Source organism: Pseudomonas frederiksbergensis, assembly GCF_000802155.2.
In the GTDB taxonomy this organism is placed as follows: domain Bacteria; phylum Pseudomonadota; class Gammaproteobacteria; order Pseudomonadales; family Pseudomonadaceae; genus Aquipseudomonas; species Aquipseudomonas frederiksbergensis_A.
Window position 1 is genome coordinate 1 of record NZ_JQGJ02000008.1, and the last position, 25,686, is coordinate 25,686.

The 25,686-nt window shown below is 60.6% G+C and carries 25 protein-coding genes and 1 tRNA gene; 10 read left to right on the top strand and 16 right to left on the bottom strand.

Annotation, left to right across the window (positions count from 1 at the left end):
* Positions 1-379 precede the first annotated feature (379 nt).
* A complete protein-coding gene (locus JZ00_RS16135) occupies positions 380-2,455 on the top strand; it encodes a calcium-binding protein (protein ID WP_039592204.1) in 2,076 nt (691 codons plus the stop codon).
* 55 nt (positions 2,456-2,510) lie between these two features.
* On the opposite strand, the gene ychF is transcribed toward JZ00_RS16135, so the two are convergent.
* From ychF to JZ00_RS16175, 8 genes are all read right to left on the bottom strand, one after another.
* Positions 2,511-3,611, bottom strand: coding sequence for a redox-regulated ATPase YchF (gene ychF / locus JZ00_RS16140; protein WP_039592203.1), 1,101 nt, complete (start codon positions 3,609-3,611; stop codon positions 2,511-2,513).
* A gap of 22 nt (positions 3,612-3,633) precedes the next feature.
* A complete protein-coding gene (pth, locus tag JZ00_RS16145; protein WP_003185374.1) occupies positions 3,634-4,218 on the bottom strand; it encodes an aminoacyl-tRNA hydrolase in 585 nt (194 codons plus the stop codon).
* A 166-nt stretch (positions 4,219-4,384) separates the two neighbouring features.
* Positions 4,385-4,987 (bottom strand): 50S ribosomal protein L25/general stress protein Ctc, encoded by a 603-nt coding sequence (locus JZ00_RS16150; RefSeq protein ID WP_039592202.1) that lies wholly within the window; start codon positions 4,985-4,987, stop codon positions 4,385-4,387.
* Positions 4,988-5,127: 140 nt separating this feature from the next.
* On the bottom strand, positions 5,128-6,069 hold the full coding sequence (locus tag JZ00_RS16155; protein WP_003171603.1) for a ribose-phosphate pyrophosphokinase: 942 nt from the start codon (positions 6,067-6,069) through the stop codon (positions 5,128-5,130).
* Between the two features lie 47 nt (positions 6,070-6,116).
* Positions 6,117-6,191: transfer RNA gene (locus JZ00_RS16160), tRNA-Gln, on the bottom strand.
* Positions 6,192-6,228: 37 nt separating this feature from the next.
* On the bottom strand, positions 6,229-7,080 hold the full coding sequence (gene ispE, locus JZ00_RS16165; RefSeq protein ID WP_039592201.1) for a 4-(cytidine 5'-diphospho)-2-C-methyl-D-erythritol kinase: 852 nt from the start codon (positions 7,078-7,080) through the stop codon (positions 6,229-6,231).
* 1 nt (position 7,081) lies between these two features.
* On the bottom strand, positions 7,082-7,699 hold the full coding sequence (gene lolB / locus JZ00_RS16170; RefSeq protein ID WP_039592200.1) for a lipoprotein insertase outer membrane protein LolB: 618 nt from the start codon (positions 7,697-7,699) through the stop codon (positions 7,082-7,084).
* Between the two features lie 4 nt (positions 7,700-7,703).
* The gene (locus JZ00_RS16175) at positions 7,704-9,428 is read right to left on the bottom strand and encodes a tetratricopeptide repeat protein (RefSeq protein ID WP_039592199.1); all 1,725 of its coding nucleotides are present in this window, start codon (positions 9,426-9,428) and stop codon (positions 7,704-7,706) included.
* A gap of 181 nt (positions 9,429-9,609) precedes the next feature.
* On the opposite strand from JZ00_RS16175, the gene hemA reads away from it, so the two are divergent.
* The 6 genes from hemA to JZ00_RS16205 all read left to right on the top strand — a co-directional run bounded on the left by hemA (position 9,610) and on the right by JZ00_RS16205 (position 14,988).
* Entirely contained in the window at positions 9,610-10,899 is a 1,290-nt protein-coding gene (gene hemA / locus JZ00_RS16180; RefSeq protein ID WP_039592198.1) for a glutamyl-tRNA reductase, read from the top strand.
* Positions 10,896-11,978: a peptide chain release factor 1 gene (gene prfA, locus JZ00_RS16185; RefSeq protein WP_039592197.1), complete on the top strand. Its 1,083-nt coding sequence runs from the start codon at positions 10,896-10,898 to the stop codon at positions 11,976-11,978. The genes hemA and prfA overlap by 4 nt, the downstream gene beginning before the upstream one ends.
* A gap of 14 nt (positions 11,979-11,992) precedes the next feature.
* On the top strand, positions 11,993-12,823 hold the full coding sequence (gene prmC, locus JZ00_RS16190; protein WP_039592196.1) for a peptide chain release factor N(5)-glutamine methyltransferase: 831 nt from the start codon (positions 11,993-11,995) through the stop codon (positions 12,821-12,823).
* A complete protein-coding gene (locus JZ00_RS16195; protein ID WP_039592195.1) occupies positions 12,817-13,572 on the top strand; it encodes a molybdopterin-synthase adenylyltransferase MoeB in 756 nt (251 codons plus the stop codon). The genes prmC and JZ00_RS16195 overlap by 7 nt, the downstream gene beginning before the upstream one ends.
* Positions 13,565-14,356, top strand: coding sequence for a glutamate racemase (gene murI / locus JZ00_RS16200; RefSeq protein ID WP_039592194.1), 792 nt, complete (start codon positions 13,565-13,567; stop codon positions 14,354-14,356). The genes JZ00_RS16195 and murI overlap by 8 nt, the downstream gene beginning before the upstream one ends.
* Positions 14,357-14,469: 113 nt before the next feature.
* Positions 14,470-14,988, top strand: a complete 519-nt coding sequence (locus JZ00_RS16205; protein ID WP_039592193.1) for an acyloxyacyl hydrolase — start codon at positions 14,470-14,472, stop codon at positions 14,986-14,988.
* Between the two features lie 64 nt (positions 14,989-15,052).
* Here the strand turns inward: JZ00_RS16205 and JZ00_RS16210 are convergent, their stop codons facing one another.
* From JZ00_RS16210 to JZ00_RS16235, 6 genes are all read right to left on the bottom strand, one after another.
* Positions 15,053-15,358, bottom strand: a complete 306-nt coding sequence (locus JZ00_RS16210; RefSeq protein WP_039592192.1) for a YkgJ family cysteine cluster protein — start codon at positions 15,356-15,358, stop codon at positions 15,053-15,055.
* 27 nt (positions 15,359-15,385) lie between these two features.
* On the bottom strand, positions 15,386-16,165 hold the full coding sequence (locus JZ00_RS16215) for an SDR family NAD(P)-dependent oxidoreductase (RefSeq protein ID WP_235433096.1): 780 nt from the start codon (positions 16,163-16,165) through the stop codon (positions 15,386-15,388).
* Between the two features lie 106 nt (positions 16,166-16,271).
* On the bottom strand, positions 16,272-17,711 hold the full coding sequence (gene phrB, locus JZ00_RS16220) for a deoxyribodipyrimidine photo-lyase (RefSeq protein ID WP_039592190.1): 1,440 nt from the start codon (positions 17,709-17,711) through the stop codon (positions 16,272-16,274).
* Between the two features lie 11 nt (positions 17,712-17,722).
* A complete protein-coding gene (locus JZ00_RS16225) occupies positions 17,723-18,661 on the bottom strand; it encodes a MerR family transcriptional regulator (RefSeq protein ID WP_039592189.1) in 939 nt (312 codons plus the stop codon).
* On the bottom strand, positions 18,661-19,623 hold the full coding sequence (locus tag JZ00_RS16230) for a YbgA family protein (protein ID WP_039592188.1): 963 nt from the start codon (positions 19,621-19,623) through the stop codon (positions 18,661-18,663). The genes JZ00_RS16225 and JZ00_RS16230 overlap by 1 nt, the downstream gene beginning before the upstream one ends.
* Before the next feature lie 174 nt (positions 19,624-19,797).
* On the bottom strand, positions 19,798-20,784 hold the full coding sequence (locus JZ00_RS16235; RefSeq protein WP_039592187.1) for an NAD(P)/FAD-dependent oxidoreductase: 987 nt from the start codon (positions 20,782-20,784) through the stop codon (positions 19,798-19,800).
* Positions 20,785-20,978: 194 nt separating this feature from the next.
* Between JZ00_RS16235 and JZ00_RS16240 the strand changes: the two genes are divergently transcribed.
* Complete coding sequence (locus tag JZ00_RS16240; RefSeq protein ID WP_039592186.1) at positions 20,979-21,878, top strand: TIGR01777 family oxidoreductase; 900 nt, start codon at positions 20,979-20,981, stop codon at positions 21,876-21,878.
* Positions 21,879-21,891: 13 nt separating this feature from the next.
* Positions 21,892-22,917, top strand: coding sequence for a ferrochelatase (hemH, locus tag JZ00_RS16245; RefSeq protein WP_039592185.1), 1,026 nt, complete (start codon positions 21,892-21,894; stop codon positions 22,915-22,917).
* Between the two features lie 132 nt (positions 22,918-23,049).
* Here hemH and JZ00_RS16250 read toward each other — a convergent pair whose 3' ends face one another.
* Both JZ00_RS16250 and upp read right to left on the bottom strand, forming a co-directional pair.
* The gene (locus JZ00_RS16250; protein ID WP_039592184.1) at positions 23,050-24,324 is read right to left on the bottom strand and encodes a uracil-xanthine permease family protein; all 1,275 of its coding nucleotides are present in this window, start codon (positions 24,322-24,324) and stop codon (positions 23,050-23,052) included.
* A gap of 2 nt (positions 24,325-24,326) precedes the next feature.
* The gene (gene upp, locus JZ00_RS16255; protein WP_039592183.1) at positions 24,327-24,965 is read right to left on the bottom strand and encodes a uracil phosphoribosyltransferase; all 639 of its coding nucleotides are present in this window, start codon (positions 24,963-24,965) and stop codon (positions 24,327-24,329) included.
* 162 nt (positions 24,966-25,127) lie between these two features.
* Here upp and JZ00_RS16260 point away from each other — a divergent pair, with 162 nt between their 5' ends.
* Positions 25,128-25,685 carry a hypoxanthine-guanine phosphoribosyltransferase gene (locus tag JZ00_RS16260; RefSeq protein ID WP_030138595.1) on the top strand — a complete coding sequence of 186 codons (558 nt, stop codon included), beginning with the start codon at positions 25,128-25,130 and terminating at the stop codon, positions 25,683-25,685.
* Position 25,686: the final 1 nt, after the last annotated feature.

A 25,686-nucleotide genomic window follows, 5' to 3' on the forward strand; every position in this document is an offset into this window, starting at 1 on the left:
GGGTACCACGCTCATGGCGCGTGGCGTGTTGTTGTCGAGGGGAACCAGAGTGGCGCAGGGCGAAGGGCAGATACCATAGGTAAACCGCCCGTTCTGAATATTCAGAAGCATCCTATAAAGGGGCTTTCCTATTCCTTAGGAAGTTGCCTACAGATCGCCGATTGCCTGGGGAAATAACTGGGCAGGGGAGGGTTAGTAGCCATCTGTCGTCCTCCCTCAGCCAGAAGTGAACTTGCCGCTCGCTGATGTCTCCGAGCAGAAGGACCATCCAGCCTGCTGGCGACTACAAGCCATCGGTCCAGCCGCTGATGGGGCCGCGTACAAAGCGTTGTGGCTCTTGCAGAGTGACGAATCCGGCATATTTTTAAGGGACTAAACCATGACAACCTTCGATAGCACGAAAGTGGATTCCCATACCGTGAGAACGGGCCCCGGCACTGTCCAGGTCGACCTCACCGGCCAGCTCGATGATGCCCAGAGCATCATTATCCAGCCCGATGGCAAGATACTGATTGGCGGCTATACCGAATACCTGGCATGGGGCTATCCCGGGGCGCCAGGCGAGGAAAGCTACGGCTACGAACAGAGTCATTCCGTCATTCGCCTGAATGCAGACGGAAGCCTGGACACCCGCTTTCATGACGGCGGCGTCGATATCGTACCTGCCGCGACCGCCCCAGCCTCCCGCTACGAGCTGACGGCGGTGCAGCCCGACGGCAAGGTGCTCGTCGCCGTGGCGCTGAACACCGGCGTACAGGTGGAGCGCCTCAACAGCGATGGGACACGCGATACCGGCTTTGGCCAGAACGGCGTCGTGACTATAGCCATCAGCCATGATTTCAAGGACATCGATCTGACGGCCAATATGGATGGCACCTTCCAAGTCAGTGCCCGTGGCTTTGACCAGGCCAGCGTGACCAAGATGGGTAGTGACGGCACCTTGGTCGACGGCTTTGGCAACCATGGCGTGTTGAATGTCGATATCCCTGAAGACCCACTCTTCAACGGTGGAATCTCCACTGCGGTCCAGGCAGACGGAAGTGTCGTGGTCGGGGCTGCCTACAATGCCGCTGGTGTAGGCGATCCGACGTTCGCCCTGCAGCGTTTCGAGCCTGACGGTCAATTGGACACCCGCTTTGGCGACAACGGTGTCCTGCAGTTAAGCGCTGCCATGGGGTTTGGTGAAGACTCGGTGGTGACCGTGCAGGCTGATGGCAAGGTCATCGTCATGGGCCATGGCGCAGGCGATAGCGTGGCGACTGTAGCTCGGCTTAACGCTGATGGCTCCTTCGACACCAGCTTCGGCACCGGTGGCACGGTGAGCTTCGACGCCGATACGCCCGTGGCTTTGACGGTACAGGCAGATGGCAGGATCGTGGCTGCCGGCACAAGCAATGGGAATTTCAGCATCATCCGCCTGAACGCCGACGGCAGCCTGGACACCGGCTTTGGCAGCCAGGACGGCAAGCTCCATGTGGAGGGCTTCGCGGGTGAGGAAATCCTGCGGGGCACCAATGCCGCCGAAATCATCCACGGCCTGGCGGGGGATGATGTACTTCAAGGCGACGGTGGGCGCGATGTTCTGCAAGGTGGCGCTGGCGCGGACGTCTTCCGCTTTACCGAACCAGGCGACAGCTTCCGCACGGCCGCGCTGAACAGCAGCGACCGAATCCAGGATTTTGACGTTGCTGAGGACCGTATCGATTTGATTGACCTGGGCTTCACCGGGATTGGCGACGGCCATGACGGCACCTTGGCCATCCAGGTCAGCGCGGATGGCGCCCGTACCTACCTCAAGAGCTATGACGCCGATGCCGCTGGGCAACGCTTCGAGCTGGCCTTGGACGGCAATCTCGCAGGGCAATTGAACAGCACCCATCTGGTGTTCACCGCGCCCACTCTTGAAGGTGCGTCTGCCAACGATACGATCACCGGTTCTGCCTTATCGGAAGTCATCCATGGCCTGGCAGGCAACGACCGTATCAACGGCGGCGCTGGAGCGGATGTCATCATCGGCGGCGCGGGTGCCGACCGTCTCAATGGCGGAGACAGGGTCGATATTTCCTTGTGGACCGACAACCGAGAGAACGCCGACGTGTTCCGCTATCTCTCGACCGAAGACAGCTACCGTACCGAAACCCAGAGCTTTGCCGACCTTATCGAAGGCTTTACGGTTGACGACAAGATCGATGTTTCGGCCTTGGGCTATACCGGCTTCGGAGAGGGTACGGACACTACGCTGAAGATGATTTACAACGCGCAATTGGATCGCACTTATCTGAAGGATACGCAAGCGGACGCCCAAGGCCATTCGTTCCAGATTGCGCTTGCCGGGGACTGGCGGGAAAGTCTTGGCGAAGACAACATGGTCTTTGCGCCCGCAGCCGCTCCCGACGCCGAGTTAGGCCTGATTGGGCTAGCGCCAGACGTCGATCAATGGCATTTGCTGAGTTGACGCCCACAAAAAAACCGCGTGGCAGGCAGGTGCTGCCACGCGGGTTTTTTTTAGTTCATACGTTAAAGCGGAAGTGCATCACGTCGCCGTCCTTGACGACGTATTCCTTGCCTTCCAGGCGCCATTTACCGGCTTCCTTGGCGCCCGCTTCGCCCTTGTACTGGATGAAATCCGAGTAGGCGATGACTTCGGCGCGGATGAAGCCTTTCTCGAAGTCGGTGTGGATGACGCCGGCGGCTTGTGGAGCGGTGGCACCCACGCGAACGGTCCAGGCGCGGACTTCTTCGACACCGGCGGTGAAGTAGGTCTGCAAGTGGAGCATTTCGTAGCCGGCGCGAATCACTCGGTTCAGGCCTGGCTCTTCCAGGCCCAGGGCCTCGAGGAACATGTCTTTCTCTTCACCGTCGTCCAGTTCGGCGATTTCCGCTTCGATCTTGTTGCAGACCGGAACGACCATGGCACCTTCTTCTTCGGCAATGGCCTTGACCACGTCCAGGTGCGGGTTGTTCTCGAAACCGTCTTCGGCGACGTTGGCGATGTACATGACCGGCTTGGTGGTCAATAGGTGGAAACCCTTGATCACCTGCTTTTCGTCGGTGCTCATGTTCTTCATCAGGCTGCGCGCAGGCTTGCCTTCGGTGAAGTGGGCGATCAACTGCTCCAGCAGGCCCTTCTGAACGACCGCGTCCTTGTCGCCACCCTTGGCGTTGCGGGCCACTTTCTGCAGCTGTTTCTCGCAACTGTCGAGGTCGGCGAAGATCAGTTCCAGGTCGATAATCTCGATGTCGCGTTTCGGGTCGACGCTGTTGGAAACGTGAATCACGTTCTCGTCTTCGAAGCAGCGCACCACGTGGGCGATGGCATCGGTTTCACGAATGTTGGCCAGGAACTTGTTGCCCAGGCCTTCGCCTTTCGACGCACCAGCCACCAGGCCGGCGATGTCGACGAATTCCATGGTGGTCGGCAGGATGCGCTTGGGGTTGACGATGGCGGCCAAGGCTTCCAGGCGCGGATCGGGCATCGGCACGATGCCGCTGTTCGGCTCGATGGTGCAGAAGGGGAAGTTCTCGGCCGCGATACCGGATTTGGTCAGGGCGTTGAACAGGGTGGACTTGCCGACGTTAGGCAGGCCGACGATGCCGCAATTGAATCCCATGGTGTTTCCCCTCGGATAAGTGTCAGGCCTTCTGGCTGTGCAGGTTTTTCATCGCGCGGTTCCATTCACCGGCGAGGATATCCGGCAGCACGCCGAGGGCAAAGTCGATGCTGGCATCGAGTTTTTCCTGTTCGGCGCGAGGCGCACGACCCAGGACAAAGTTTGAAACCATACTGGCAACGCCCGGGTGGCCGATGCCGAGCCGCAGGCGGTGAAAGGTATTCTGATTACCCAGTTGCGCGATGATGTCGCGCAAGCCGTTGTGACCGCCATGGCCGCCGCCCTGCTTGAGCTTGGCAACGCCCGGAGGCAGGTCGAGTTCGTCGTGGGCCACCAGGATTTCTTCGGGCTTGATGCGAAAGAAACCGGCCAATGCCGCCACGGCTTGGCCGCTGCGGTTCATGTAGGTGGTGGGAATCAACAGGCGAACATCCTGACCCTGGTGTGAAAAACGCCCGGTCAGGCCGAAATACTTGCGATCGGCGGCCAGGCTGACGCCTTGGGCGTGCGCGATCCGCTCAACAAAAAGGGCCCCTGCGTTATGCCGGGTCTGTTCGTATTCAGCGCCTGGATTACCCAGGCCAACGATCAGTTTTATGGCAGTCACGATAGGGGCCCTTCCTGGAGTGGTGGTTAACATGTCGCGGTCAGACGGCGTGGCGACAACGAACGAAAATTGCGGATCTACAGTTAAGTAAACTTCGCGTTCTTGCCCGTTGTCTCGCTACGTTCCAGTCCGCGATGTTTCCGGTCACTCCGGCGACAGAGTGAAATTACTCTGCAGCGCCTTCTTCAGTAGCTTCTGGAGCAACACGTGGAGCGTGGACGTTGGCAACAGCCTTGTCATCGCCGTGCGCCAGGGCAACAAACTCAACGCCTTTAGGAGCCTTGAGGTCGGACAGGTGAATGATCGTGCCGACTTCGGCGTCAGCCAGGTCGACTTCGATGAATTCAGGCAGGTCTTTCGGCAGGCAGGAAACTTCCAGCTCGGAAGTCACGTGCGAGATTTCGCCGCCTTTCTTGATCGGAGCAGCTTCGTTGATGAAGTGCACTGGAACGGTAGCGGTCAGTTTCTGGCCAGCGACGACGCGAATGAAGTCAGCGTGCATGATGAACTGCTTGGCCGGGTGACGCTGCATCGCTTTAACGATGACGTTTTGCTTCTTGCCATCAACGTTCAGCTCGATCACGTGGCTGAAGGCAGCCTCGTCTTCGAACAGCTTGGCCACTTCTTTGGCCAGCATGGTGATGGACTCAGGGGCCTTGTCACCACCGTAGACAACGGCAGGAACCTGGCTGGCGAGACGACGCAGGCGGCGGCTCGCACCTTTCCCCAGGTCGGTACGCGCTTGGGCGTTCAGGATGAAATCGGTCATGTTGTTTCTCCAAAATAGCCATATCCGAGAGGCGTCTGCGACCGACGCCAAAGCGGTATGGGCAAAAAAGCCCCGCCCCAACATGAGTGTTGGGGCGGGGCGCTTTTCGTCAACGAGATATCCAGGAAAGGGCAGGGCCCTTAACGGAACATCGCACTGATCGATTCTTCATTGCTGATGCGGCGAACCGCCTCGGCAACCACTGGTGCGATATCCAATTGACGGATGCGCGCACAAGCTTGTGCTGCAGCGGACAGCGGGATGGTGTTCGTCACCACCAGCTCGTCCAGCACGGAATTTTCAATATTTTCGATCGCTCGACCCGACAGCACAGGGTGTGTGCAGTAGGCAAAGACCTTGGCAGCACCATGCTCTTTCAGGGCCTTGGCCGCGTGGCACAGGGTGCCGGCGGTATCGACCATGTCGTCGACCAGGATACAGGTACGCCCTTCGACGTCGCCGATGATGTGCATCACTTCGGAGTGATTTGCCTTCTCACGGCGTTTGTCGATGATACCCAGATCCACGCCCAGGGATTTGGCAACGGCCCGTGCACGCACGACGCCGCCAATGTCCGGGGACACGATCATGAGGTTTTCGAAGCGCTGATCTTCAATGTCATCCACCAGGACGGGGGAGCCGTAGATGTTATCCACGGGAATATCGAAGAAGCCCTGGATCTGGTCAGCATGCAGATCGACCGTCAGTACCCGATCGATGCCGACCACGGTCAGCATATCGGCAACGACTTTCGCGCTGATAGCCACGCGTGCGGAACGCGGGCGGCGATCCTGGCGGGCATAACCAAAGTAAGGAATAACAGCAGTAATACGAGTAGCCGAGGAGCGGCGGAAGGCATCAGCCATCACGACGAGTTCCATCAGGTTATCGTTGGTCGGGGCGCAAGTCGGCTGAATAATGAAGACGTCTTTACCGCGAACGTTTTCATTGATCTCGGCAGTAATTTCGCCGTCGGAGAATTTACCGACAGAGATGTCACCGAGAGGGATATGCAGCTGACGTACTACACGCCGAGCCAGATCGGGGTTAGCGTTCCCCGTAAAGACCATCATCTTGGACACGCGCAGTACCTGAAGGCTGAGGGTATACCTGGATGAGTATAGGAAAATGGCAGGGGCGGCTGGATTCGAACCAACGCATGGCAGGATCAAAACCTGCTGCCTTACCGCTTGGCGACGCCCCTGTATCTGTTGCTGCGAGTGCCCAGCACTCGATTCCTTTTAGAGCAGACTTTGCAGCTTGCGATGCAACATCGAAACGTTGCTTCCTTTCGCTACAAACCCTGTAAGGGTCTCTGTAAGAAGGGCCGAGACTTTATCAGCTTCAGCTTTGCTTGGGAAGCCCCCAAACACACAACTTCCAGTTCCGGTGAGTTTTGCTTCGGTAAATTTACCTAACAAATTCAATGCGTTACGAACATCTGGGTAACGCCTTGCTACCACCGGTAAGCAGTCATTTCGACTGTTTCCCTTGGGAACGGGGCGCACTTTAATGGGAGGAGAGTTACGTGTCAACAGTGGATCTGAAAAAATTTCTGCTGTACTTACAGATACTTGCGGCACCAGCACCAAGTACCAAGGTTCCTCGGGCTCCACCGGTGTGAGTTTTTCCCCGACGCCCTCGGCGAAAGCCGCGTGGCCACGCACGAAAACCGGCACGTCGGCGCCCAGCGAAAGCCCCAGCGCCGCGAGGCGATCCATGTCCCAGCCCAGTTGCCAGAGATGATTGAGGCCCAGCAGCGTCGTTGCCGCATTCGAGCTGCCGCCACCGATCCCGCCGCCCATGGGCAGGATTTTTTCGATCCAGATGTCGATGCCCAGCGAAGAACCGGATTGCTCTTGGAGTTTCTTTGCGGCCTTGACGATCAGATTGCTGTCGTGGGGAACGCCGTCGAATTCGGTGTGCAAATGAATCACACCGTCATCGCGCACGGCGAAGGTGATTTCGTCGCCGTAGTCCAGGAACTGGAAAATCGTTTGCAGCTCGTGATAACCGTCCGGGCGTCGGCCAAGGATGTGCAGCATCAGGTTGAGCTTGGCCGGGGAGGGCAGGGTCAGGCGTGGAGCGGTCATGTCATTGCCCCAGCTTGCGCGGCTGCCATTGCTTGATCACCAGCGTGACGTCGAGGTTGCTGCCGTGCAGCTTGATGCGCTCGGGCAACCAATAGCCGTTTTGTTCGGCATAGCTCAGGTATTCGATCTGCCAGTCGTCCTGCTCCAGGTTCGACAAGCGACTGTCGGCGTCCAGCGTCAGGCGGCTCTTGCTGTCCGGTGCGGGGAGGCCGCGGACCCACCAGGTCAGGTGGGATACCGGCAGTTTCCAGCCCAGTTGTTCTTCCAGCAGCACTTCGGGGCTGGGCGCCTCGTAGCGTCCCTGGTTGGCGACTTCCAGCGAAACCTGTCCCGGCCGGCCGGTCAACCGCGCCGCGCCGCGCCCCAGTGGGCCCGACAGGCGTATGTCGTAGTAATCCTGGCGCTGTAGCCAGAACAAGGTACCGCTGCCAGAGTCTTTAGGTGCGCGAATGCCGATCTTTCCGTCTATCTGCCAGCCGTCGAGGCCGCTGAGCTGTTCTTTGTGCTCGCGCCACTGGGCCGGGTTGCCATGGCCCTGGACGGATTCTCGGGCGCCGAAGCCCGCGCAACCGGCGAGCAGGGCGATGAAGCTGAAAATAATGAAGTGGCGCACAAACATAATCTTAAAGAGTCTCTGATCCGGTCAGGCGTTTGATGGTACTGCGTAGAATCGGGCTGTCAGGCTGTTCCTTGAGGAACTTGGCCCAGATCTGCCGGGCTTCGCGTTGCTTGCCTTTGGCCCATAGGACTTCACCCAGGTGGGCGGCGACTTCCTGGTCGGGGAAGCGCTCCAGGGCCTGGCGCAGCAAGCGTTCGGCTTCGTCGAGGTTGCCCAGGCGGAAATTCACCCAGCCAAGGCTGTCGAGTACGGCCGGGTCTTCCGGGTTGATCTGGTGAGCCTGCTCGATCAGCAGCTTGGCTTCGTCGTAGCGGGTGGTTCGATCCGACAAGGTGTAGCCGAGGGCGTTGAGGGCCATGGCATTGTCGGGATCACGCTGGATGATCAGCCGCAGGTCTTTTTCCATCTGGGCCAGGTCATTGCGTTTTTCTGCCAGCATGGCGCGGGTGTAGAGCAGGTTCAGATCATCAGGGTATTGCTTCAAGGCTTGTTGCAGGACAGCCCAGGCCTTATCGCCCTGCTTGTTGGCCGACAGGGTTTCGGCCTCGATCAGGTAAAGCTGGATGCCATAGTCCGGTTGCGTGTCGCGCTGCACGGCCAGGCGGCTCTGGGCTTCGGCGGTCCGGCCGTTGCTGATGAGGATGTCGGCCTGGCGCAGCTGCGCGGGCAGATAATCATTGCCCGGGCCGACCTGGGCGTACTCGATCAATGCGCTCTCTGGATCGTTGCGCTCTTCGGCGATGCGACCCAGGTTCAGGTGGGCCGAATCGACGTGGCTTTCCCGGGCGATCAGGTCTTCCAGATAGCCCTTGGCTTCTTCCCAGGCCTTGGCTTCCAGGCAGACCAGCGCCAGGGAATAACGCAAGTCGTCGTCCTCGGGGTATTGCTGCACCAGGCTGGAAAACTCGACCTTGGCGTCGTCCATGCGATTGTTTTCCACCAGCATGCGGGCGTAAGTAAGGCGCAGGCGCTTGTCGTCCGGGTACTTCTTGATGCTTTTTTCCATCAGCGGCAGGGCTTCGTCGCCGCGGTTCATGCTTTGCAGCAAGCGTGCACGCAGCAGGATAGGGGCCACTTCGCCCGCTTCCGGCGGGTTGTCTTCCAGCAGGGTGAGGGCGCCTTGGGAGTCGCCGTCCTGTTGCAGCAACAGGGCCTTGCCGAAAATCAACTGGCCGTTGTTCGGGTGGCGTTGCAGCAGTCGATCAAAGCTCTTCTTCAGGCCGTCGCGAGTTTCCTGGTCGGTATCGGCGGCAGACAGCGCGAGAAAATCGAAATGGGTGTCGCCCTTGCCCAGCAGGACTTTTTCCATATACATCATGGAGTCGTCGTAACGTCCGGCGCGTGCCAGCTGCACGGCAGCGGCGCGTTGCGCTTCGAGGTCGTCCGGGGCGTTCCGGGCCCAGATCAGCGCGGTATCCAGTGCGGGCTGGTCGGCCCCCAGGTACTCGGCAATTCGAAACGCCCGCTCGGAAACGCCCGGATCCTGGGTGTTGATGGCCTGGGTGACGTAGTTATCCAGGGCAATGTCGAAACGATTGCGCTGGCCCGCGAGCTCGGCGCTCAGCAGGCTGAAGATGGTTTCTTCGCTGAACGAGCCATACACCTTTGGCTTTTCGGGAGCCGGAGTGCTGTCTTCGACGGGTGGCGTGCCGTCCGTCGAAACGGGGGCCATGGACTGGCAGCCGCCGAGGAAGGCAAAAGCGAGGAGCAACGCAAAAGATCTATTCATATAGGAAGAGGACGACTTACCTGCGGTCGGATCATCATGACACAAGCCATCGGCCAAACATAACCGAGTCTCGGCGGATGCCTTATAGGCACAGGTAATTGTGACAATAGTCGGTGGTGGTTGTTCTCAATCTGGCGAAGTAGGACAATTGCCGGCTTCACGTCACCATCAGCGACCTTGAATGGCCTTCCTTGCACTTGGTATTAACCACAAGACTGCTTCAGTAGACGTCCGCGAGCGCGTGGCATTTACGCCTGAGCAGCTGGTTGAGGCGCTGCAGCAGCTCTGCCGACTGACCGACAGCCGCGAAGCTGCGATCCTCTCCACCTGCAATCGCAGCGAGCTTTATATAGAACAGGATCACGTTTCGGCCGATTCGGTGCTTCGCTGGCTGGCCGAATACCATGATTTGAGCCTTGAAGAGCTGCGCGCCAGTGCTTATGTGCACGAAGACGATGCGGCCGTTCGTCACATGATGCGTGTCGCCTCGGGGCTCGATTCGCTGGTACTGGGCGAACCACAGATTCTCGGCCAGATGAAATCGGCCTACGCCGTCGCGCGCGAGGCCGGGACCGTTGGTCCGCTGCTGGGGCGTCTGTTCCAGGCCACTTTCAATGCCGCCAAGCAAGTGCGTACCGACACGGCCATCGGCGAGAATCCGGTATCCGTGGCCTTTGCCGCCGTGAGCCTGGCGAAGCAGATCTTCAGTGATCTGCAACGCAGCCAGGCGCTGCTGATCGGCGCCGGCGAGACCATCACCCTGGTCGCCCGGCACCTGCATGACCTCGGGGTGAAGCGCATCGTGGTTGCCAACCGCACCCTGGAGCGCGCCAGCACCCTGGCCGAGCAGTTCGGCGCCCACGCGGTACTGTTGTCGGATATTCCTGCGGAGCTGGTGCACAGCGATATCGTCATCAGTTCCACCGCCAGCCAGTTGCCGATCCTGGGCAAGGGCGCGGTGGAAAGCGCCTTGAAACTGCGCAAGCACAAGCCGATCTTCATGGTCGACATTGCCGTGCCGCGTGACATCGAGCCCGAAGTCGGCGAACTCGACGACGTTTACCTCTACAGTGTCGATGACCTGCACGAAGTCGTTGCCGAGAACTTGAAGAGCCGGCAAGGCGCGGCGCAGGCCGCCGAGGAAATGATCACCGTTGGCGCCGAAGACTTCATGGTGCGCCTGCGTGAGCTGGCGGCGGTGGACGTGCTCAAGGCGTATCGTCAGCAAAGCGAACGGCTGCGCGACGAAGAACTGCAAAAAGCCCAGCGCCTGCTGGCCAATGGCGGCAGCGCCGAAGAGGTGTTGGTGCAACTGGCGCGCGGCCTGACCAACAAACTGCTCCATGCTCCTAGCGTCCAGCTCAAGAAGCTGACCGCCGAAGGCCGCCTCGACGCGCTGGCCATGGCCCAGGAACTTTTCGCTCTCGGTGAGGCTTCACCGGATAGCTTTTCGGATAAAAAATCGCAATGAAAGCGTCACTGCTCAATAAACTGGACATTCTCCAGGACCGTTTCGAGGAACTGACCGCCTTGCTGGGCGACGGCGAAGTCATTTCCGACCAGAACAAATTCCGCACCTATTCCAAGGAATACGCGGAGGTCGAGCCGATCGTCGCCACCTATAAACAGTTGCTCAAAGTACAGGGCGACCTCGAGGGCGCCCAGGCGCTGCTCAAGGACAGCGACCCTGACATGCGCGAAATGGCGGTGGAGGAAGTGCGCGAGGCCAAGGAACAACTGGTCGAGCTGGAAAGCAACCTGCAACGCATGTTGCTGCCCAAGGACCCGAACGACGGGCGTAACGTTTTCCTCGAGATCCGCGCCGGTACCGGCGGCGACGAGGCGGCGATCTTTTCCGGCGACCTGTTCCGCATGTATTCGCGCTACGCCGAGCGTCGCGGCTGGCGCGTAGAGATCCTCTCGGAAAACGAAGGCGAACACGGTGGCTATAAGGAAGTGATTGCCCGGGTCGAGGGCGATAACGTCTATGGCAAGTTGAAGTTCGAGTCCGGCGCCCACCGCGTACAACGGGTACCGGCCACCGAATCCCAAGGCCGGATCCATACATCGGCCTGCACCGTCGCGGTGTTGCCCGAGCCGGACGAGCAGGAAGCCATCGAGATCAACCCGGCGGACCTGCGGATCGACACCTACCGGTCTTCGGGGGCGGGCGGCCAGCACGTCAACAAGACCGACTCGGCGATCCGCATCACCCACTTGCCTTCGGGCATCGTGGTCGAATGCCAGGAAGAACGCTCCCAGCACAAGAACAGGGCACGGGCGATGGCCTGGTTGTCGGCCAAGCTCAACGACCAGCAGACCAGTGCCGCCGCCAACGCCATCGCCAGCGAGCGCAAGCTGCTGGTCGGCTCGGGCGACCGTTCCGAGCGCATCCGGACCTACAACTTTGCCCAGGGGCGAGTCACCGATCACCGGGTCAACCTGACCCTGTACTCCCTCGACGAGATCCTTGCCGGTGGTGTCGATGCCGTCATCGAGCCCTTGCTCGCCGAATACCAGGCCGATCAACTGGCCGCGATTGGCGAATAGGTACAGGTGACCCCATGACCATCATCGCCAGTTTGCTTCGCGCCGCCGAATTGCCGGATTCTCCTACGCCACGCTTGGATACCGAGTTATTGCTGGCCGCTGCCCTGGGCAAGTCCCGCAGCTTCCTGCACACCTGGCCCGAGCGGATCGTGCCAAGCGAGGCGGCGCTATTGTTTTCCGAATACCTGCGCCGGCGTCGTTCCGGCGAACCGGTGGCCTACATCCTGGGGCAGCAGGGCTTCTGGAAACTTGACCTGGAAGTCGCGCCCCACACACTGATCCCGCGTCCCGACACCGAGTTGCTGGTGGAAACCGCGCTGGCGTTGTTGCCGGCTACGCCGGCCCGGGTCCTCGACCTGGGCACGGGCAGCGGCGCGATTGCCTTGGCGTTGGCCAGCGAACGCCCGGCCTGGAATGTCACGGCGGTCGATCGGGTGCTGGAAGCTGTGGCGCTGGCCGAACGCAATCGCCAGCGCCTGGCGCTGCGCAATGTCACGGTCCTGAGCAGCCACTGGTTCAGCGCGCTGGAAGGTGAACGTTTCGGGCTGATCATCAGCAACCCACCTTATATTGCCGCCAGCGACCCGCATCTGGCTGAGGGCGACGTGCGTTTCGAGCCGGCCAGTGCGCTGGTGGCGGGGCCGGACGGTCTGGACGATTTGCGCGCCATTGTGGCCCAGGCCCCCGATCACCTCGAGGCGGGCGGCTGGCTGATGCTCGAGCATGGTTACGACCAGGCCGAAGCGGTGCGGGGGCTGTTGCAAGACCAAGGTTTCTCCGAAGTCCATAGCCGCAAGGACCTCGGCAATCACGAACGCATCAGTCTGGGACGCCTGCCGTGCTGAACGATCAAGAGCTGCTGCGCTATAGCCGACAGATTTTGTTGCAACACGTCGACATCGACGGGCAACTGCGTCTGAAGCAGGGGCGCGCATTGATCATCGGCCTGGGCGGCCTGGGCGCGCCGGTGGCGTTGTACCTCGCCGCCGCCGGTGTCGGCGAGTTGCACCTGGCGGACTTCGACACGGTCGACCTGACCAACCTGCAGCGACAGATCATCCATGACACACAGAGCGTCGGCCTGACCAAGGTTGATTCCGCGATGCGTCGCCTCACCGCCATCAACCCCGAGGTTCGACTGGTTCCCCATCCGTCAGCCATGGACGAAGACAGCCTGGCTGACGCCGTGGCGGCAGTGGACGTGGTGCTGGATTGTTCGGACAATTTTTCCACCCGTGAAGCGGTGAACGCAGCTTGTGTCGTCGCGGGCAAACCCTTGGTCAGTGGCGCAGCGATTCGCCTGGAAGGCCAACTGTCGGTGTTCGACCCGCGCCGCCCCGAAAGCCCTTGTTATCACTGCCTCTATGGGCACGGGAGCGAAGCCGAGCTGACCTGTAGCGAGGCCGGCGTGCTTGGGCCGCTCGTGGGTTTGGTGGGCAGTCTCCAGGCGCTCGAGGCCTTGAAACTGTTGGCCGGCTTCGGAGAGCCGCTGGTGGGGCGCCTGCTGTTGATCGATGCGCTGGGCACGCGTTTTCGTGAACTGCGGGTCAAGCGCGATCCGGGGTGCAGCGTCTGCGGTACCCGACATGAGTGAGGCTCCGGTCGGTGTGTTCGATTCAGGCGTCGGCGGGCTGTCGGTGCTGGGGGAAATTCGCCATTTGCTACCCAATGAATCGCTGCTGTACGTAGCTGACTGCGGGCATATCCCCTACGGGGAAAAGAGTCCGGAATTCATCCGGCAGCGGTGCGCGATCATTGCCGAGTTTCTCCAGCGCCAGGGCGCCAAGGCGTTGGTGGTAGCCTGCAATACCGCGACGGTCGCCGGAGTGGCGGACCTGCGTCGCGATTACCCCGACTGGCCAATCGTCGGCATGGAACCGGCGGTCAAGCCGGCTGCCGCGGCGACTCGAAGCGGCATCGTCGGCGTGCTCGCTACAACGGGCACGTTGCAGAGCGCCAAATTCGCCGCGTTGCTCGACCGTTTCGCCACGGACGTACGGGTGATCACCCAGCCCTGTCCCGGGCTGGTGGAATTGATCGAAGCTGGCGACCTGCATAGCCCGGCCTTGCGCCAGTTGTTGCAAGGCTACGTCACCCCCTTGCTGGCGGCCGGTTGCGACACGTTGATCCTCGGCTGCACCCACTACCCATTCCTCAAGCCATTGCTCAAGGAAATGGTCGCGGCGGATATCAGCCTGATCGACACGGGCGCCGCTGTGGCTCGCCAGCTTCAGCGCTTGTTGGCGGAACGGATGTTACTGGCCGAAGGGCCTGCCAGTGAAACTCAGTTCTGGAGCAGCGGTGATCCTGCGCACCTGAGAAAAATCCTACCGATGCTATGGAAATCTTCCGGCGTTGTGCGAAGCTTCGATCTGTAAAAAAGCGTGAAAATTATGTGAATCCAGCTGAACTTCTGATTTGGCGTGGATTTCTATAGCTGTGTCTGTTTGTAAGAAAAATTAACTAAGGCTGTCGGAAAAGGATGTTTCTAATGAAGCGTTTATTCTGCTTTGCCGCGTTTGCGGCTGCGTTGATGGGGCACACTTATACCGCACAGGCGGCGGGCGTGGAGTTCGGGGTCGGCCAGACTGGCGACTCGACCATGACCTATCGCTTGGGCATGCAATTCGACTGGGACAAGAGCTGGTGGCAGAGCGACGTGGGTCGCCTGACCGGCTACTGGAGCGGGGCCTACACGTACTGGGAAGGGGACGAGACGTCCAGCAACCACAGTCTGTCGTTCTCGCCAGTCTTCGTTTATGAGTTTGCGGGCCAGAACGTGAAGCCATACATCGAGGCGGGGATCGGCGTCGCGTTGTTTGAAAACACTGAAATAGAATCCAACAAACTCGGTTCGGCTTTCCAGTTCGAAGACCGTGTCGGGTTCGGCCTGCGCTTCAACGGCGGACATGAAGTAGGCATTCGTGCCACTCACTATTCCAACGCCGGCATCAGTTCGGACAACGACGGCGTGGAAAGCTACGCGCTGCATTACACCATGCCGTTGTAACAGCAAAAAACTGTAGGAGCGAGCAAGCTCGCTCCTACAGAAATCCAGTTTCAGATTCGTTCTTTTACCGATACGCCGTTGCAATGCCCTGGCGTTCTTCCAGGCACTCCGGCGCGCCCATCTCGAATTCCCTGCAGATCAACGGACGCTTCTCGTAGATCGTGCACATCATGCTGTCGCGGTCCAGGGCCGCGCACCAGCCATCATCAAGCCTCAGCATGACTTCCCCGCCCCAATCGTCGGTGTCGATAAAGCGTTCCGGAACGCCGGTATCGGTGATCAGCAGCACTTCCAACTGGCAGCAGCACGCCGCGCAGGTGGAGCACTCAATGACCGGCGCAGGCAATTCAACGAGGGGGATGGTTTTCATGCGCGCAGTGTAAGGCAACCAGGGGGGTCAAAGTTGTCCCTTGATCGGGGATTCGCCAGCCAACTGGCAATAGTCGTCGTTCGCGCGGGTCTTGCGGGTTGAGGATGGCAGCGGCCAGAGCGCCGTCATGGAGGCCGCGGGCAGCGTCGTTTCGTCCGGCCGCTCGTTCATTTGAGCCAGAATATAACTGGCCGCCGCATCGGCTGACCATCGGGTCAATATCGAAAGCCCGTCGTCCAGGCTCATCGCCGAGTCAGCGAGGTCGGGGGTGACCAACATAACGTCGATGCCCTTGGCGGCCGGGGTGCTACGAACCGATTCGAATACCTGACGCAGCGCTTTGCCGTCGCCCTCGGCACGCGAAGGTGTCAGGTAGGTGACCGGGCTGGCGATGCCTACGAGATGGGGTGCCGTGCCCAGGCGCAACAGAGGAAGCGCGGCTTCAATGCAAAAGCTGGCGGCCAACAGGTTGCTGCGGATGATGTGTTCGATCAGTGAGTCGTCGGCCGGCTGGCCGTCGACATGCTCAGCCGTTCCGGCATTGATGATGACAGTGTCCAGCGCGCCCCATTGCCGGTTGATCTGCTCGCCGATTTCTCGCACTGTTTGGCCGTCGGTCAAGTTGCCGGGGACTGCCAGGACATGTTCCGGATAACGTTGGGAAAGGGTTTGGCACGCTTGTGGCGAACTGATTGCCAGCTGCGCTCCGGTTTGAAGCAGTGCTTCGGCCAGTGACGCACCCAGGCCGTCGTTCGCACCCGTCAGCCAATACTTTCTTTTCATGCCGCCCCCTTTTTTTCCTAGCATCAAGACGCCGCTTCCGATGCGGCAATCCTGATATTAGTCGGACCCCATCAAGTCGTGGTGGAATTACATTCCAACCTCAAGCAATTCCATGTTCGGTAATCGCCCTTCAATCCATTTGCATGTCCTGACGAGACGGCAGTCGCTTGAAAGCCGCCAAAGCCCGCGCCCGGGATTGGGCCAGATCGACAATCGGAGCCGGATAATCTGTCGCGCGAAATAATTCACGCTGGGCATTAGGGCTGTGGACACTGCGGCTATCCCAATCGTTCAACGCCGGCAGCCAACGCTTTATAAACAATCCCTCGCGATCGAATTTCTCTGATTGGCTAAGGGGATTGAAGATGCGGAACCAGGGCGCCGAATCCGTCCCGGTTGAGGCGCTCCACTGCCAGCCTCCATTGTTGGACGCCAAGTCACCGTCGATCAGATGGCGCATGAAAAAGCGTTCGCCTTCGCGCCAGTCGATCAGCAGATTCTTGGTCAGGAACATGGCCACTACCATGCGCAACCGGTTGTGCATCCAGCCAGTCTCCAGCAGTTGGCGCATGGCCGCATCGATGATCGGCAGGCCGGTGCGCGCCTGTTGCCAGGCCGTCAATTCTTCCGGGGCGTGGCGCCAGGCCAAGGCCTCGGTCTCCGGGCGAAACGCGCGGTGGCGTGACACGCGTGGATAGCCCACCAATATATGTTTATAAAATTCGCGCCAGAGCAATTCATTGATCCACGTCACCGCTCCGGTGTTCCCGCTTTCGAATTCTCCCTGGTTGGCTTGCAGCGCCGCGTGTAGGCATTGGCGCGGCGATACCACGCCGGCCACCAGATAGGCAGACAGTTGGCTGGTGCCAGGCCTCGCCGGGAAATCCCGCTCGGTCAGGTAATGGTCGATGTGCTGCTCGACAAACCCATCCAATCGTCGCCGCGCTTCGCTCTCGCCAGCGGGCCAAAGGGCTTGCAGCGTTTCCCCGGGTGGCTCGAAGCCTTCGACGTGCGTTGGCACCGGATCGCTGGCAATTGCCGTCAGCGCTTGACGGGCGGGGATGGGAACCAGGCTCGGTAGGGATAAGTGCAAGCGCTGGTAGCACACCTTGCGAAACTGGCTGAATACCTGGAAATAGTTGCCGGTCTTGGTCAGTACGCTACCGGGCTTGAACAGGAGTTGGTCGAGGTGGCTATGAAACTCGACGCCCTCGCCAGCCAGTGCGCGAGCGACTTCGCTGTCGCGTCGGGTTTCGTTCAGGCCGTACTCTTCGTTAACGTGCACGGCATTGATGTCCAGCTCCCGGCACAGTGCGACCAATACGCTTGGCGCCTGGTCCCAGTAGGGCGCGTGGCGGATCAGCAGGGGGATGTTCAGTTGCTCCAACGCCTTGCTCAGCGACGCCAGGTTGCGCAGCCAGAAATCGACCTTGCAAGGGGCATCATCATGGGCACGCCATTGTCCCGGTGTCGGCAAGTAGACCGCCACGCAGGGGCCGCGGGCGGCGGCAGCGGCAAGCGCCGTGTTGTCATGCACGCGCAAATCGCTGCGCAGCCAGATCAGTTGCATGGAAATACTCGTTAAAGAAGCGCTCGGCGATTGAGTTCGGCATGGGCGCAGAGCGGGTCTTCGGCCCACGTGACGTTAGTCATCGAGACGTCTGTGGATAACCTGGCGTGGTGAATGGACACAGCCGGGCCGGCGATGATGATGGGGCAGTCGACAGCGTTCAGTTGCCTTGGCAATTGGGACAGGTTCAAGGCATTACTTGAATACAGCAACACGGCGCGGGCCTTGAGGCGTTCGACCGCCAGTGCCAATTCGCCCGCCGGCAGGGGCGCATCGAAGACCTCTACAGGACAATCGGCGCTGCTGGCGAGCCAGGCTGTCAGCCACAGGTGGGGTTCCTGGGGCAATTGGGAATGGTTGACCAGCAGCAGCGGTGCGCCGTGCAACTGACGGTTGTTGTGATAGACCCGGCTGCCGAACTTGCTGCGCAGCCAGGAATAAAAGAACACCTGCTCCAATTGCGCGCCGAACTGTCCTTGCCAACGCGTTTGCAATTCGGCGAGCAAGGGCAACAGCAACTGTTCACAAACAGTCCAGGGCGGGTAAAGGGCCATCGCCTGGTTGACCAGGTGATCGACTTGCCGCTCCGCCAGTTGTGTCACCGCCAGCGCAAGGGCATGGCGCTGGCGCTGCCATTCATCTTCCAAGGGTTCGTCAGGCGGCTGCGCAGTATCGAGCAGCGGCTTGACCTTGCTCACCGCCACGCCGCGATTGATCCAGGTGAGAATGCTCTGGATTCGTTGCACATGCTCGGGGCTGAACAAGCGATGGCCCTTGGGCGTGCGGTGCGGCACGATCAAGCCATAGCGGCGCTCCCAGGCGCGTAGCGTAATGGCGTTGACGCCGGTTTGTCTGGACACTTCGCGTATGGGCAGCCAGCCTTGCGCCAGTGCTGTGGCAAAGTCGGCGCCGAGGTCTTCGCTGGCGCTGGAGTCGGGTTCGTCGTTCATCAAATGGCGTTTCGCAAACTGAGATTTTCCGGGTGGGGTTGCAGGTATACCTGTTGCGCGAGATACGGGTCGGGATGCTGGCGCAGGTGATGCTTGAGCAGGGTCAGCGGCACCACCAAGGGCACGATACCGAGGCGATACTGCCCGATGAGATGCTGCACTTCCTGCTTGTCATCGGTGCCTATGGCGCGCTTGAGGTAGCCGCTCAAATGTTGAAGTACATTGGCGTGGGTTCGACGGGTGGCGCATTTCTTCAGGGCCGCCATCAGCGCGCTGAAGTACCGCGGGCCCAACTCGTTGGGATCGGACTTGCCCATGTTGCCCAGCAGGTTGCCCAAGGCCTTGTACTGCACCGGGTCATGAGCCATCAGCAGGTATTTATAACGCGAATGAAATGCGATGAGATCGCGCCGGGTCAGGTCGCGTCGGCGCAGCGGTTGCCACGCGGCATAGACGAACACACGCGTCAGGAAGTTCTCGCGCAATACCGGATCGTTGAGGCGGCCATCTTCCTCCACCGGCAGGTCTGGGTGGCGCTCGCAAAAGGCCTGGGCGTAGATGCCGCGGCCGCCGCCGTCCTGGGGGACGCCGTTGTGGTCGTAGACCTTGACCCTTTCCAGGCCGCAGGATGGCGATTTCTGCATGAAGATGTAGCCACAGATGTCGTCCAACTCCTCGGCCATTTTCCGACCGTAATCGTCCAGCGGTCGGGTGACGTCCAGATCGCGGTTTACCGTGCCGACCGCGCGGGGCTGCTCGGGTTGGCCGACCAGCCGGATCGGTTCCCTGGGAATGCCCAGGCCGATGGCGACTTCAGGACATACCGGGACGAAATCGAAATACTCACTGAGCGTGCGGCTGCACAACGGGGATTGCTTGTGCCCGCCATTGAAGCGAACTTCAGCGCCCATCAGGCACGCGCTGATGGCAATCCGGGGTTTGGCGTTGGCTTCGCTGGGCATGGGCAACCTCTGGGCTAAAAATCTTGTACAGATTTATTGTGTTGTACAATATTTTCAATCATAGGTCCGAATGAGCACAAGTCAACCGGCAATTGAATGAATGGAGTGATGCCAGGGTTGGCGCAGATGGGCTGCTGTCTGTTGCGACAGCAGCGAGAGACGCGTATCAGCGATCTACTGGAGGCTTGCGTGCAACCGGCGCGCGGCTTCCTGCCCACTGAGCCAGGCCCCTTCGACCCGGCCGGACAGGCACCAGTCGCCGCACACGTACAATCCAAGGTCGGCGTCGGCCAGTGCTCCCCATTCGTGACTGCCGGCGGGGCGGGCGTACAGCCAGCGATGGGCCACGCTGAAGCTGGGAGCGGGCATGGCGCTGTGCAGCAGCTCGGCGAACGCGCCGTGCAGGTGTTCGATGACCGCTTCCTTGGACATGTCGATGTGCTGGCGGCTCCAGTCGCTGGTGGCATGCAGCACCCAGGTGTCGAGCTTGCTGTCGCGCCCCGGCTTGCTGCGGTTGCGCGCCAGCCAGTCGAGGGGGCTGTCCTGCACGAAGCAGCCTTCCATTGGGGTGTCCAAGGGCTGTTCGAAGGCCAGCGCGACGGCCCAGGTAGGGTCCATTTTTACCCCGGCGGCTACACCAGCCAGTTTCGGCACGGCGGCGAGCAATGCGGTCGCCTGCGGTGCAGGCGTGGCGATGACCACCTGGCCGAACGGGCCATGGGTGAATCCTTCGGCGTCCTGCAGGTGCCAATGCTCCTGGCCACGAAACACCTCGGTGATGCGGCAGGAGAACTGCACCGGCAAATCGCCGAGCAGGGCGCGGGTAATGGCGCTCATGCGCGGGGTGCCGACCCAGCGGGTCTGTTCGTCCGGCGATGGGCTCATCTGCCCGTCCTGGAAGTGATAGAGCTGCGGGTTCCACTCCGCCGCCCAGCCGTTGGCTTGCCAGCGTTGCACTTCCGTGACGAAGCGTCGGTCCCGGGCGGTGAAATACTGGGCGCCCATATCGAGCGCGCCGGCGTCGCTGCGCTTGCTCGACATGCGTCCGCCGCTGCCGTGGCTTTTATCGAAGAGTTGAATGACGTGCCCAGCCTCCGTCAGGGCCTGGGCAGCGGAAAGTCCGGCGATGCCGGTGCCGATGATTGCGATAGGTACAGTCATGAGGGCCTCGTTTACTTTCTGTACAGACTACGCCGTCGTTTAATCCTGTACAATTTTGATTTTTGGTATAAGTTTTACCGTTCGCGTTTTGGCAGGTTGTCCTATTGTTAGAAACAGACCTGTCCAACATGAAAAAGCTCTACTTATAAAAATAGACTAATGGGCCGGGTAAAACGCGATGCGAGGAACACCTCATGCACATATTGCTGACCGGCGGTACTGGTTTGATCGGTCGTCAGCTCTGCCGGCACTGGTTGGAGCAAGGACATCGCTTGACGGTCTGGAGTCGTCGACCCGAACAGGTGGCGGAAATCTGCGGTGCGCAGGTACGTGGCATCGCCACGCTCGATGAGCTTGCCGAGTCGGTGGACGCAGTGGTCAACCTGGCTGGCGCGCCCATTGCCGATCGCCCCTGGAGCCACAAGCGCAAGATATTGCTATGGAGCAGCCGCATCACCCTGACCGAGACATTGCTCGCCTGGCTTGAGCGTTGCGAGCAGCGACCGCAGGTGCTGATTTCCGGCTCTGCCGTGGGTTGGTACGGCGACGGTGGCGAGCGTGAGTTGACCGAAGAATCGGGGCCGGTCAGCGAGGACTTCGCCAGCCAGCTATGCATCGCCTGGGAGGAAACCGCGCAGCGGGCCGAGGCCCTGGGCATGCGTGTGGTACTGGTCCGCACCGGCCTGGTCCTGTCGGCCGAGGGCGGCTTTTTGTCGCGGCTGCTGCTGCCCTTCAAACTCGCGCTGGGCGGGCGTATCGGCAGCGGGAGGCAATGGATGCCTTGGATTCATATTGACGATCAAATCGCCCTGATTGATTTTCTTCTGCACCGCAGTGATGCCAGCGGTCCTTATAATGCCTGCGCGCCGAACCCGGTGCGCAACCGCGATTTTGCAAAGGCCTTGGGTGACGTGTTGCATCGCCCGGCTGTGGTACCAATGCCGGAGCTTGCGCTGAAGGTTGTGTTGGGGGAGTTGTCACTGCTGTTGCTGGGCGGCCAGCGCGCCACGCCGGCCCGATTGCTGGCGGCGGGGTTTTCATTCCGGTTCACTGATTTGCCTGCGGCCCTGGAAGACTTGTCGGGTCGCCTTTGAAATAGGACGTTGCATGACCGATCACGCGTTGCTTCTGGTGAATCTGGGTTCGCCTGCCTCCACCTCGGTGGCCGATGTACGCCGCTACCTCAATCAATTTCTGATGGACCCGTACGTGATCGACCTGCCTTGGCCAATCCGGCGGTTGCTGGTGTCGCTGATCCTGATCAAGCGCCCCGAGCAGTCGGCCCATGCCTATGCCTCGATCTGGTGGGAAGAGGGCTCGCCCCTGGTGGTGCTCAGCCGGCGCTTGCAACAGGCCATGGCCGCTCAATGGAAACAGGGCCCGGTAGAACTGGCGATGCGTTACGGCGAGCCGTCGCTGGAGTCCACCCTGGTACGCCTGGCGAGCCAGGGGCACAAGAACATCACCCTGGCCCCGTTGTATCCGCAATTTGCCGACAGCACGGTCACCACGGTCATCGAGGAAGCGAAACGGGTCGTGCGGGAGAAGAGGCTCGACGTGAAATTCTCGATTCTCCAGCCTTTCTACGACCAGCCGGAGTACCTCGATGCCCTGGTTGCCAGCGCCAAGCCGTACCTGATGCAGGACCACGATCACCTGCTGCTGAGTTTCCACGGCTTGCCTGAGCGGCACCTGACCAAGCTCGACCCTACGGGCTATCACTGCTTCAAGGACGCCGACTGCTGCAAGAACGCGCCGCCGGAAGTCATGGCGACCTGTTATCGCGCCCAGTGCATCCGCACCGCTGAACTGTTCGCCCAGCGCATGGGACTGGCGGAGGGCAAGTGGTCGGTGTCGTTCCAGTCGCGATTGGGCCGCGCCAAGTGGATCGAACCCTACACCGAAGCGCGCCTGGACGAACTGGCCAAGAGTGGCGTGAAGAAAGTCCTGGTGATGTGCCCGGCGTTCGTGGCCGATTGCATCGAGACGCTGGAGGAAATCGGCGACCGTGGCCGAGAGCAATTTTGCGAAGCGGGAGGGGAGGAGCTGGTGTTGGTGCCGTGTCTCAATGACGATCCGCACTGGGCGCAGGCGTTGAGCACCCTTTGCGAACGGGCGCCCTTGGCTTTGTAATACAACCTGTGGCGAGGGAGCTTGCTCCCGCTGGGTTGCGCAGCAACCCCAGATCTTGCGAGCGCTTCGCACGGGGGCGCCAGCCCGGTCGAGCGGGGGCAAGCGCCCTCGCCACATTACAGACCGGTTGAATTACACAATCGGCTCATCCGCCTTCTTCTGCTTCCAACCGTCATTGCCCGGCAAGATCAGGTTCAGCGCGATCGCCACCACGGCGCACAACGCGATGCCCTTGAGGCCGAAATCGTCCGGACCGGTACCGGTGCCGACCAGCACGCCGCCAATGCCGAACACCAGCGTCACCGAAACGATCACCAGGTTGCGGGCTTCGCCCAGGTCGATCTTGTGGCGGATCAGCGTGTTCATGCCCACCGCCGCAATCGAGCCGAACAACAGGCACAGGATCCCGCCCATCACCGGCACCGGAATGCTTTGCAGCAACGCGCCGAACTTGCCGATGAACGCCAGGCTGATGGCGAAAATCGAGGCCCAGGTCATGATTTTCGGGTTGTAGTTCTTGGTCAGCATCACCGCGCCGGTCACTTCGGCGTATGTGGTGTTGGGCGGGCCCCCGAACAGGCCGGCTGCGGTGGTGGCAACGCCGTCGCCGAACAGCGTGCGATGCAGGCCCGGCTTCTTCAGGTAATCGCGACCGGTCACGCTGCCCACGGCAATGACGCCGCCGATGTGCTCGATGGCTGGTGCCAGGGCAACGGGTACGATGAACAGGATCGCCTGCCAGTTGAACTCCGGTGCGGTGAAGGCGGGCAGGGCGAACCATGGCGCCGCGGCGATCTTCGCGGTGTCGACGACACCGAAGAAAAACGCCATGGCAAAGCCCACCAGCACGCCGGAGATAATCGGCACCAGGCGGAAAATGCCCTTGCCGAACACCGCGACGATCAACGTGGTGAGCAGCGCCGGCATCGAAATCATCATCGCGGTCTGATAATGAATCAGCTCGGTACCGTCGCCGGCCTTGCCCATGGCCATGTTGGCGGCGATCGGCGCCATCGCCAGGCCGATGGAAATGATTACCGGACCGATCACCACCGGCGGCAGCAGGCGATCAATGAACCCGGTGCCCTTGATCTTCACCGCCAGGCCCAGGAACGTGTAAACGAAACCGGCCGCCATCACGCCGCCCATGGTCGCCGCCAGGCCGAACTGGCCCTTGGCGAGAATGATCGGCGTGATGAAGGCAAAGCTCGACGCCAGGAACACCGGCACCTGGCGCCCGGTGACGATCTGGAACAGGATCGTCCCCAGGCCCGCCGTGAACAGTGCCACGTTGGGGTCCAGGCCAGTGATCAGCGGCATCAGCACCAGCGCGCCGAAGGCGACGAACAGCATCTGTGCGCCGGACAGCACCTGACGCCAGAGCGGATCGTTGAATTCGTCCTGCATGCTCAGGCGTCCTTCTGCTTGGTGCCGAAGATCTTGTCGCCGGCATCGCCCAGGCCCGGGATGATGTAGCCATGTTCGTTGAGTTTCTGGTCAATGGACGCGGTGTAGATGGTCACGTCGGGGTGGGCATCTTCCACGGCCTTGATGCCTTCGGGCGCGGCGACCAGCACCATGGCACGGATGTCCCGGCAACCGGCTTTCTTCAACAGGTCGATGGTGGCGACCATCGAACTGCCGGTGGCGAGCATCGGGTCGATGATCATCGCCAGGCGCTCGTCGATTTCCGGCACCAGTTTTTCCAGGTAGGTATGGGCCTGCAGGGTCTGCTCGTTGCGAGCCACGCCCACCGCACTGACCTTGGCGCCCGGGATCAGGCTGAGCACGCCTTCGAGCATGCCGATACCGGCGCGCAGGATCGGCACTACGGTGATCTTCTTGCCGGCGATCTTTTCCACCTGCACCGCGCCGGCCCAGCCGGCGATCTCGTAGGATTCCAGCGGCAGGTCCTTGGTGGCTTCGTAGGTGAGCAGGGCACCGACTTCCTGGGCAAGCTCGCGGAAGTTCTTGGTGCTGATGTCTGCACGGCGCATCAGGCCGAGTTTATGTCTGATCAGCGGATGGCGGATCTCGAGGATGGGCATGGGGAAGGCTCCGGCGGCGGGCAAAAAAACCGGCCTAGATTAATCTATCCGAGGGTGTTGTCCTATAGACAATACAGAACGTTAGTCCACAAACGCTTGATCTGGCCGGGCGGGATGCGTACCTTTGCCCGCTTTTCCGAACTGCCACCCCTGGAGAGCGCCATGTCCGCTGATCTCGAGCATATCCGTCAAGTCATGCGAGAGGCTGACTGCCTGTACACCGAAGCTGAAGTCGAAGCGGCAATTGCCCGTGTCGGTGCGCAAATCAACGATCAGTTGGCTGAAAGCAATCCGGTCGTGTTCTGCGTGATGAACGGCGGGCTGATTTTCTCCGGCAAGCTGCTGACCTATCTGAACTTCCCGCTGGAAGCGTCCTACCTGCACGCGACCCGTTATCGCAACGAAACCAGCGGCGGCGACCTGTTCTGGAAAGCCAAGCCGGAAGTCTCGTTCATCGACCGCGACGTACTGATCATCGACGACATCCTCGACGAAGGTCATACCCTGGGCGCGATCATCGATTTCTGCAAACACGCCGGCGCCCGCGCGGTGCACACCGCCGTGCTGATCGACAAGGACCACGACCGCAAGGCCCGTCCCGACCTGAAGGCCGATTTCGTTGGTCTGCCGTGCATCGACCGCTACATTTTCGGTTATGGCATGGACTACAAAGGCTACTGGCGCAACGCCAACGGTATCTTTGCCGTCAAGGGGATGTAAC

Excerpts from the sequence above, each read along its gene's own strand:
- prmC (WP_039592196.1), top strand. The coding sequence starts at position 11,993 with ATGACCATCATCGCCAGTTTGCTTCGCGCCGCCGAATTGCCGGATTCT.
- ispE (WP_039592201.1), bottom strand. The coding sequence starts at position 7,080 with ATGACCGCTCCACGCCTGACCCTGCCCTCCCCGGCCAAGCTCAACCTG.
- JZ00_RS16150 (WP_039592202.1), bottom strand. The coding sequence starts at position 4,987 with ATGACCGATTTCATCCTGAACGCCCAAGCGCGTACCGACCTGGGGAAA.
- lolB (WP_039592200.1), bottom strand. The coding sequence starts at position 7,699 with ATGTTTGTGCGCCACTTCATTATTTTCAGCTTCATCGCCCTGCTCGCC.
- JZ00_RS16240 (WP_039592186.1), top strand. The coding sequence starts at position 20,979 with ATGCACATATTGCTGACCGGCGGTACTGGTTTGATCGGTCGTCAGCTC.
- JZ00_RS16225 (WP_039592189.1), bottom strand. The coding sequence starts at position 18,661 with ATGAACGACGAACCCGACTCCAGCGCCAGCGAAGACCTCGGCGCCGAC.
- JZ00_RS16210 (WP_039592192.1), bottom strand. The coding sequence starts at position 15,358 with ATGAAAACCATCCCCCTCGTTGAATTGCCTGCGCCGGTCATTGAGTGC.
- prfA (WP_039592197.1), top strand. The coding sequence starts at position 10,896 with ATGAAAGCGTCACTGCTCAATAAACTGGACATTCTCCAGGACCGTTTC.
- JZ00_RS16175 (WP_039592199.1), bottom strand. The coding sequence starts at position 9,428 with ATGAATAGATCTTTTGCGTTGCTCCTCGCTTTTGCCTTCCTCGGCGGC.
- hemA (WP_039592198.1), top strand. The coding sequence starts at position 9,610 with ATGGCCTTCCTTGCACTTGGTATTAACCACAAGACTGCTTCAGTAGAC.
- hemH (WP_039592185.1), top strand. The coding sequence starts at position 21,892 with ATGACCGATCACGCGTTGCTTCTGGTGAATCTGGGTTCGCCTGCCTCC.
- murI (WP_039592194.1), top strand. The coding sequence starts at position 13,565 with ATGAGTGAGGCTCCGGTCGGTGTGTTCGATTCAGGCGTCGGCGGGCTG.
- JZ00_RS16215 (WP_235433096.1), bottom strand. The coding sequence starts at position 16,165 with ATGCTAGGAAAAAAAGGGGGCGGCATGAAAAGAAAGTATTGGCTGACG.
- JZ00_RS16235 (WP_039592187.1), bottom strand. The coding sequence starts at position 20,784 with ATGACTGTACCTATCGCAATCATCGGCACCGGCATCGCCGGACTTTCC.
- JZ00_RS16205 (WP_039592193.1), top strand. The coding sequence starts at position 14,470 with ATGAAGCGTTTATTCTGCTTTGCCGCGTTTGCGGCTGCGTTGATGGGG.
- JZ00_RS16250 (WP_039592184.1), bottom strand. The coding sequence starts at position 24,324 with ATGCAGGACGAATTCAACGATCCGCTCTGGCGTCAGGTGCTGTCCGGC.
- JZ00_RS16230 (WP_039592188.1), bottom strand. The coding sequence starts at position 19,623 with ATGCCCAGCGAAGCCAACGCCAAACCCCGGATTGCCATCAGCGCGTGC.
- JZ00_RS16260 (WP_030138595.1), top strand. The coding sequence starts at position 25,128 with ATGTCCGCTGATCTCGAGCATATCCGTCAAGTCATGCGAGAGGCTGAC.
- JZ00_RS16135 (WP_039592204.1), top strand. The coding sequence starts at position 380 with ATGACAACCTTCGATAGCACGAAAGTGGATTCCCATACCGTGAGAACG.
- upp (WP_039592183.1), bottom strand. The coding sequence starts at position 24,965 with ATGCCCATCCTCGAGATCCGCCATCCGCTGATCAGACATAAACTCGGC.
- ychF (WP_039592203.1), bottom strand. The coding sequence starts at position 3,611 with ATGGGATTCAATTGCGGCATCGTCGGCCTGCCTAACGTCGGCAAGTCC.
- phrB (WP_039592190.1), bottom strand. The coding sequence starts at position 17,711 with ATGCAACTGATCTGGCTGCGCAGCGATTTGCGCGTGCATGACAACACG.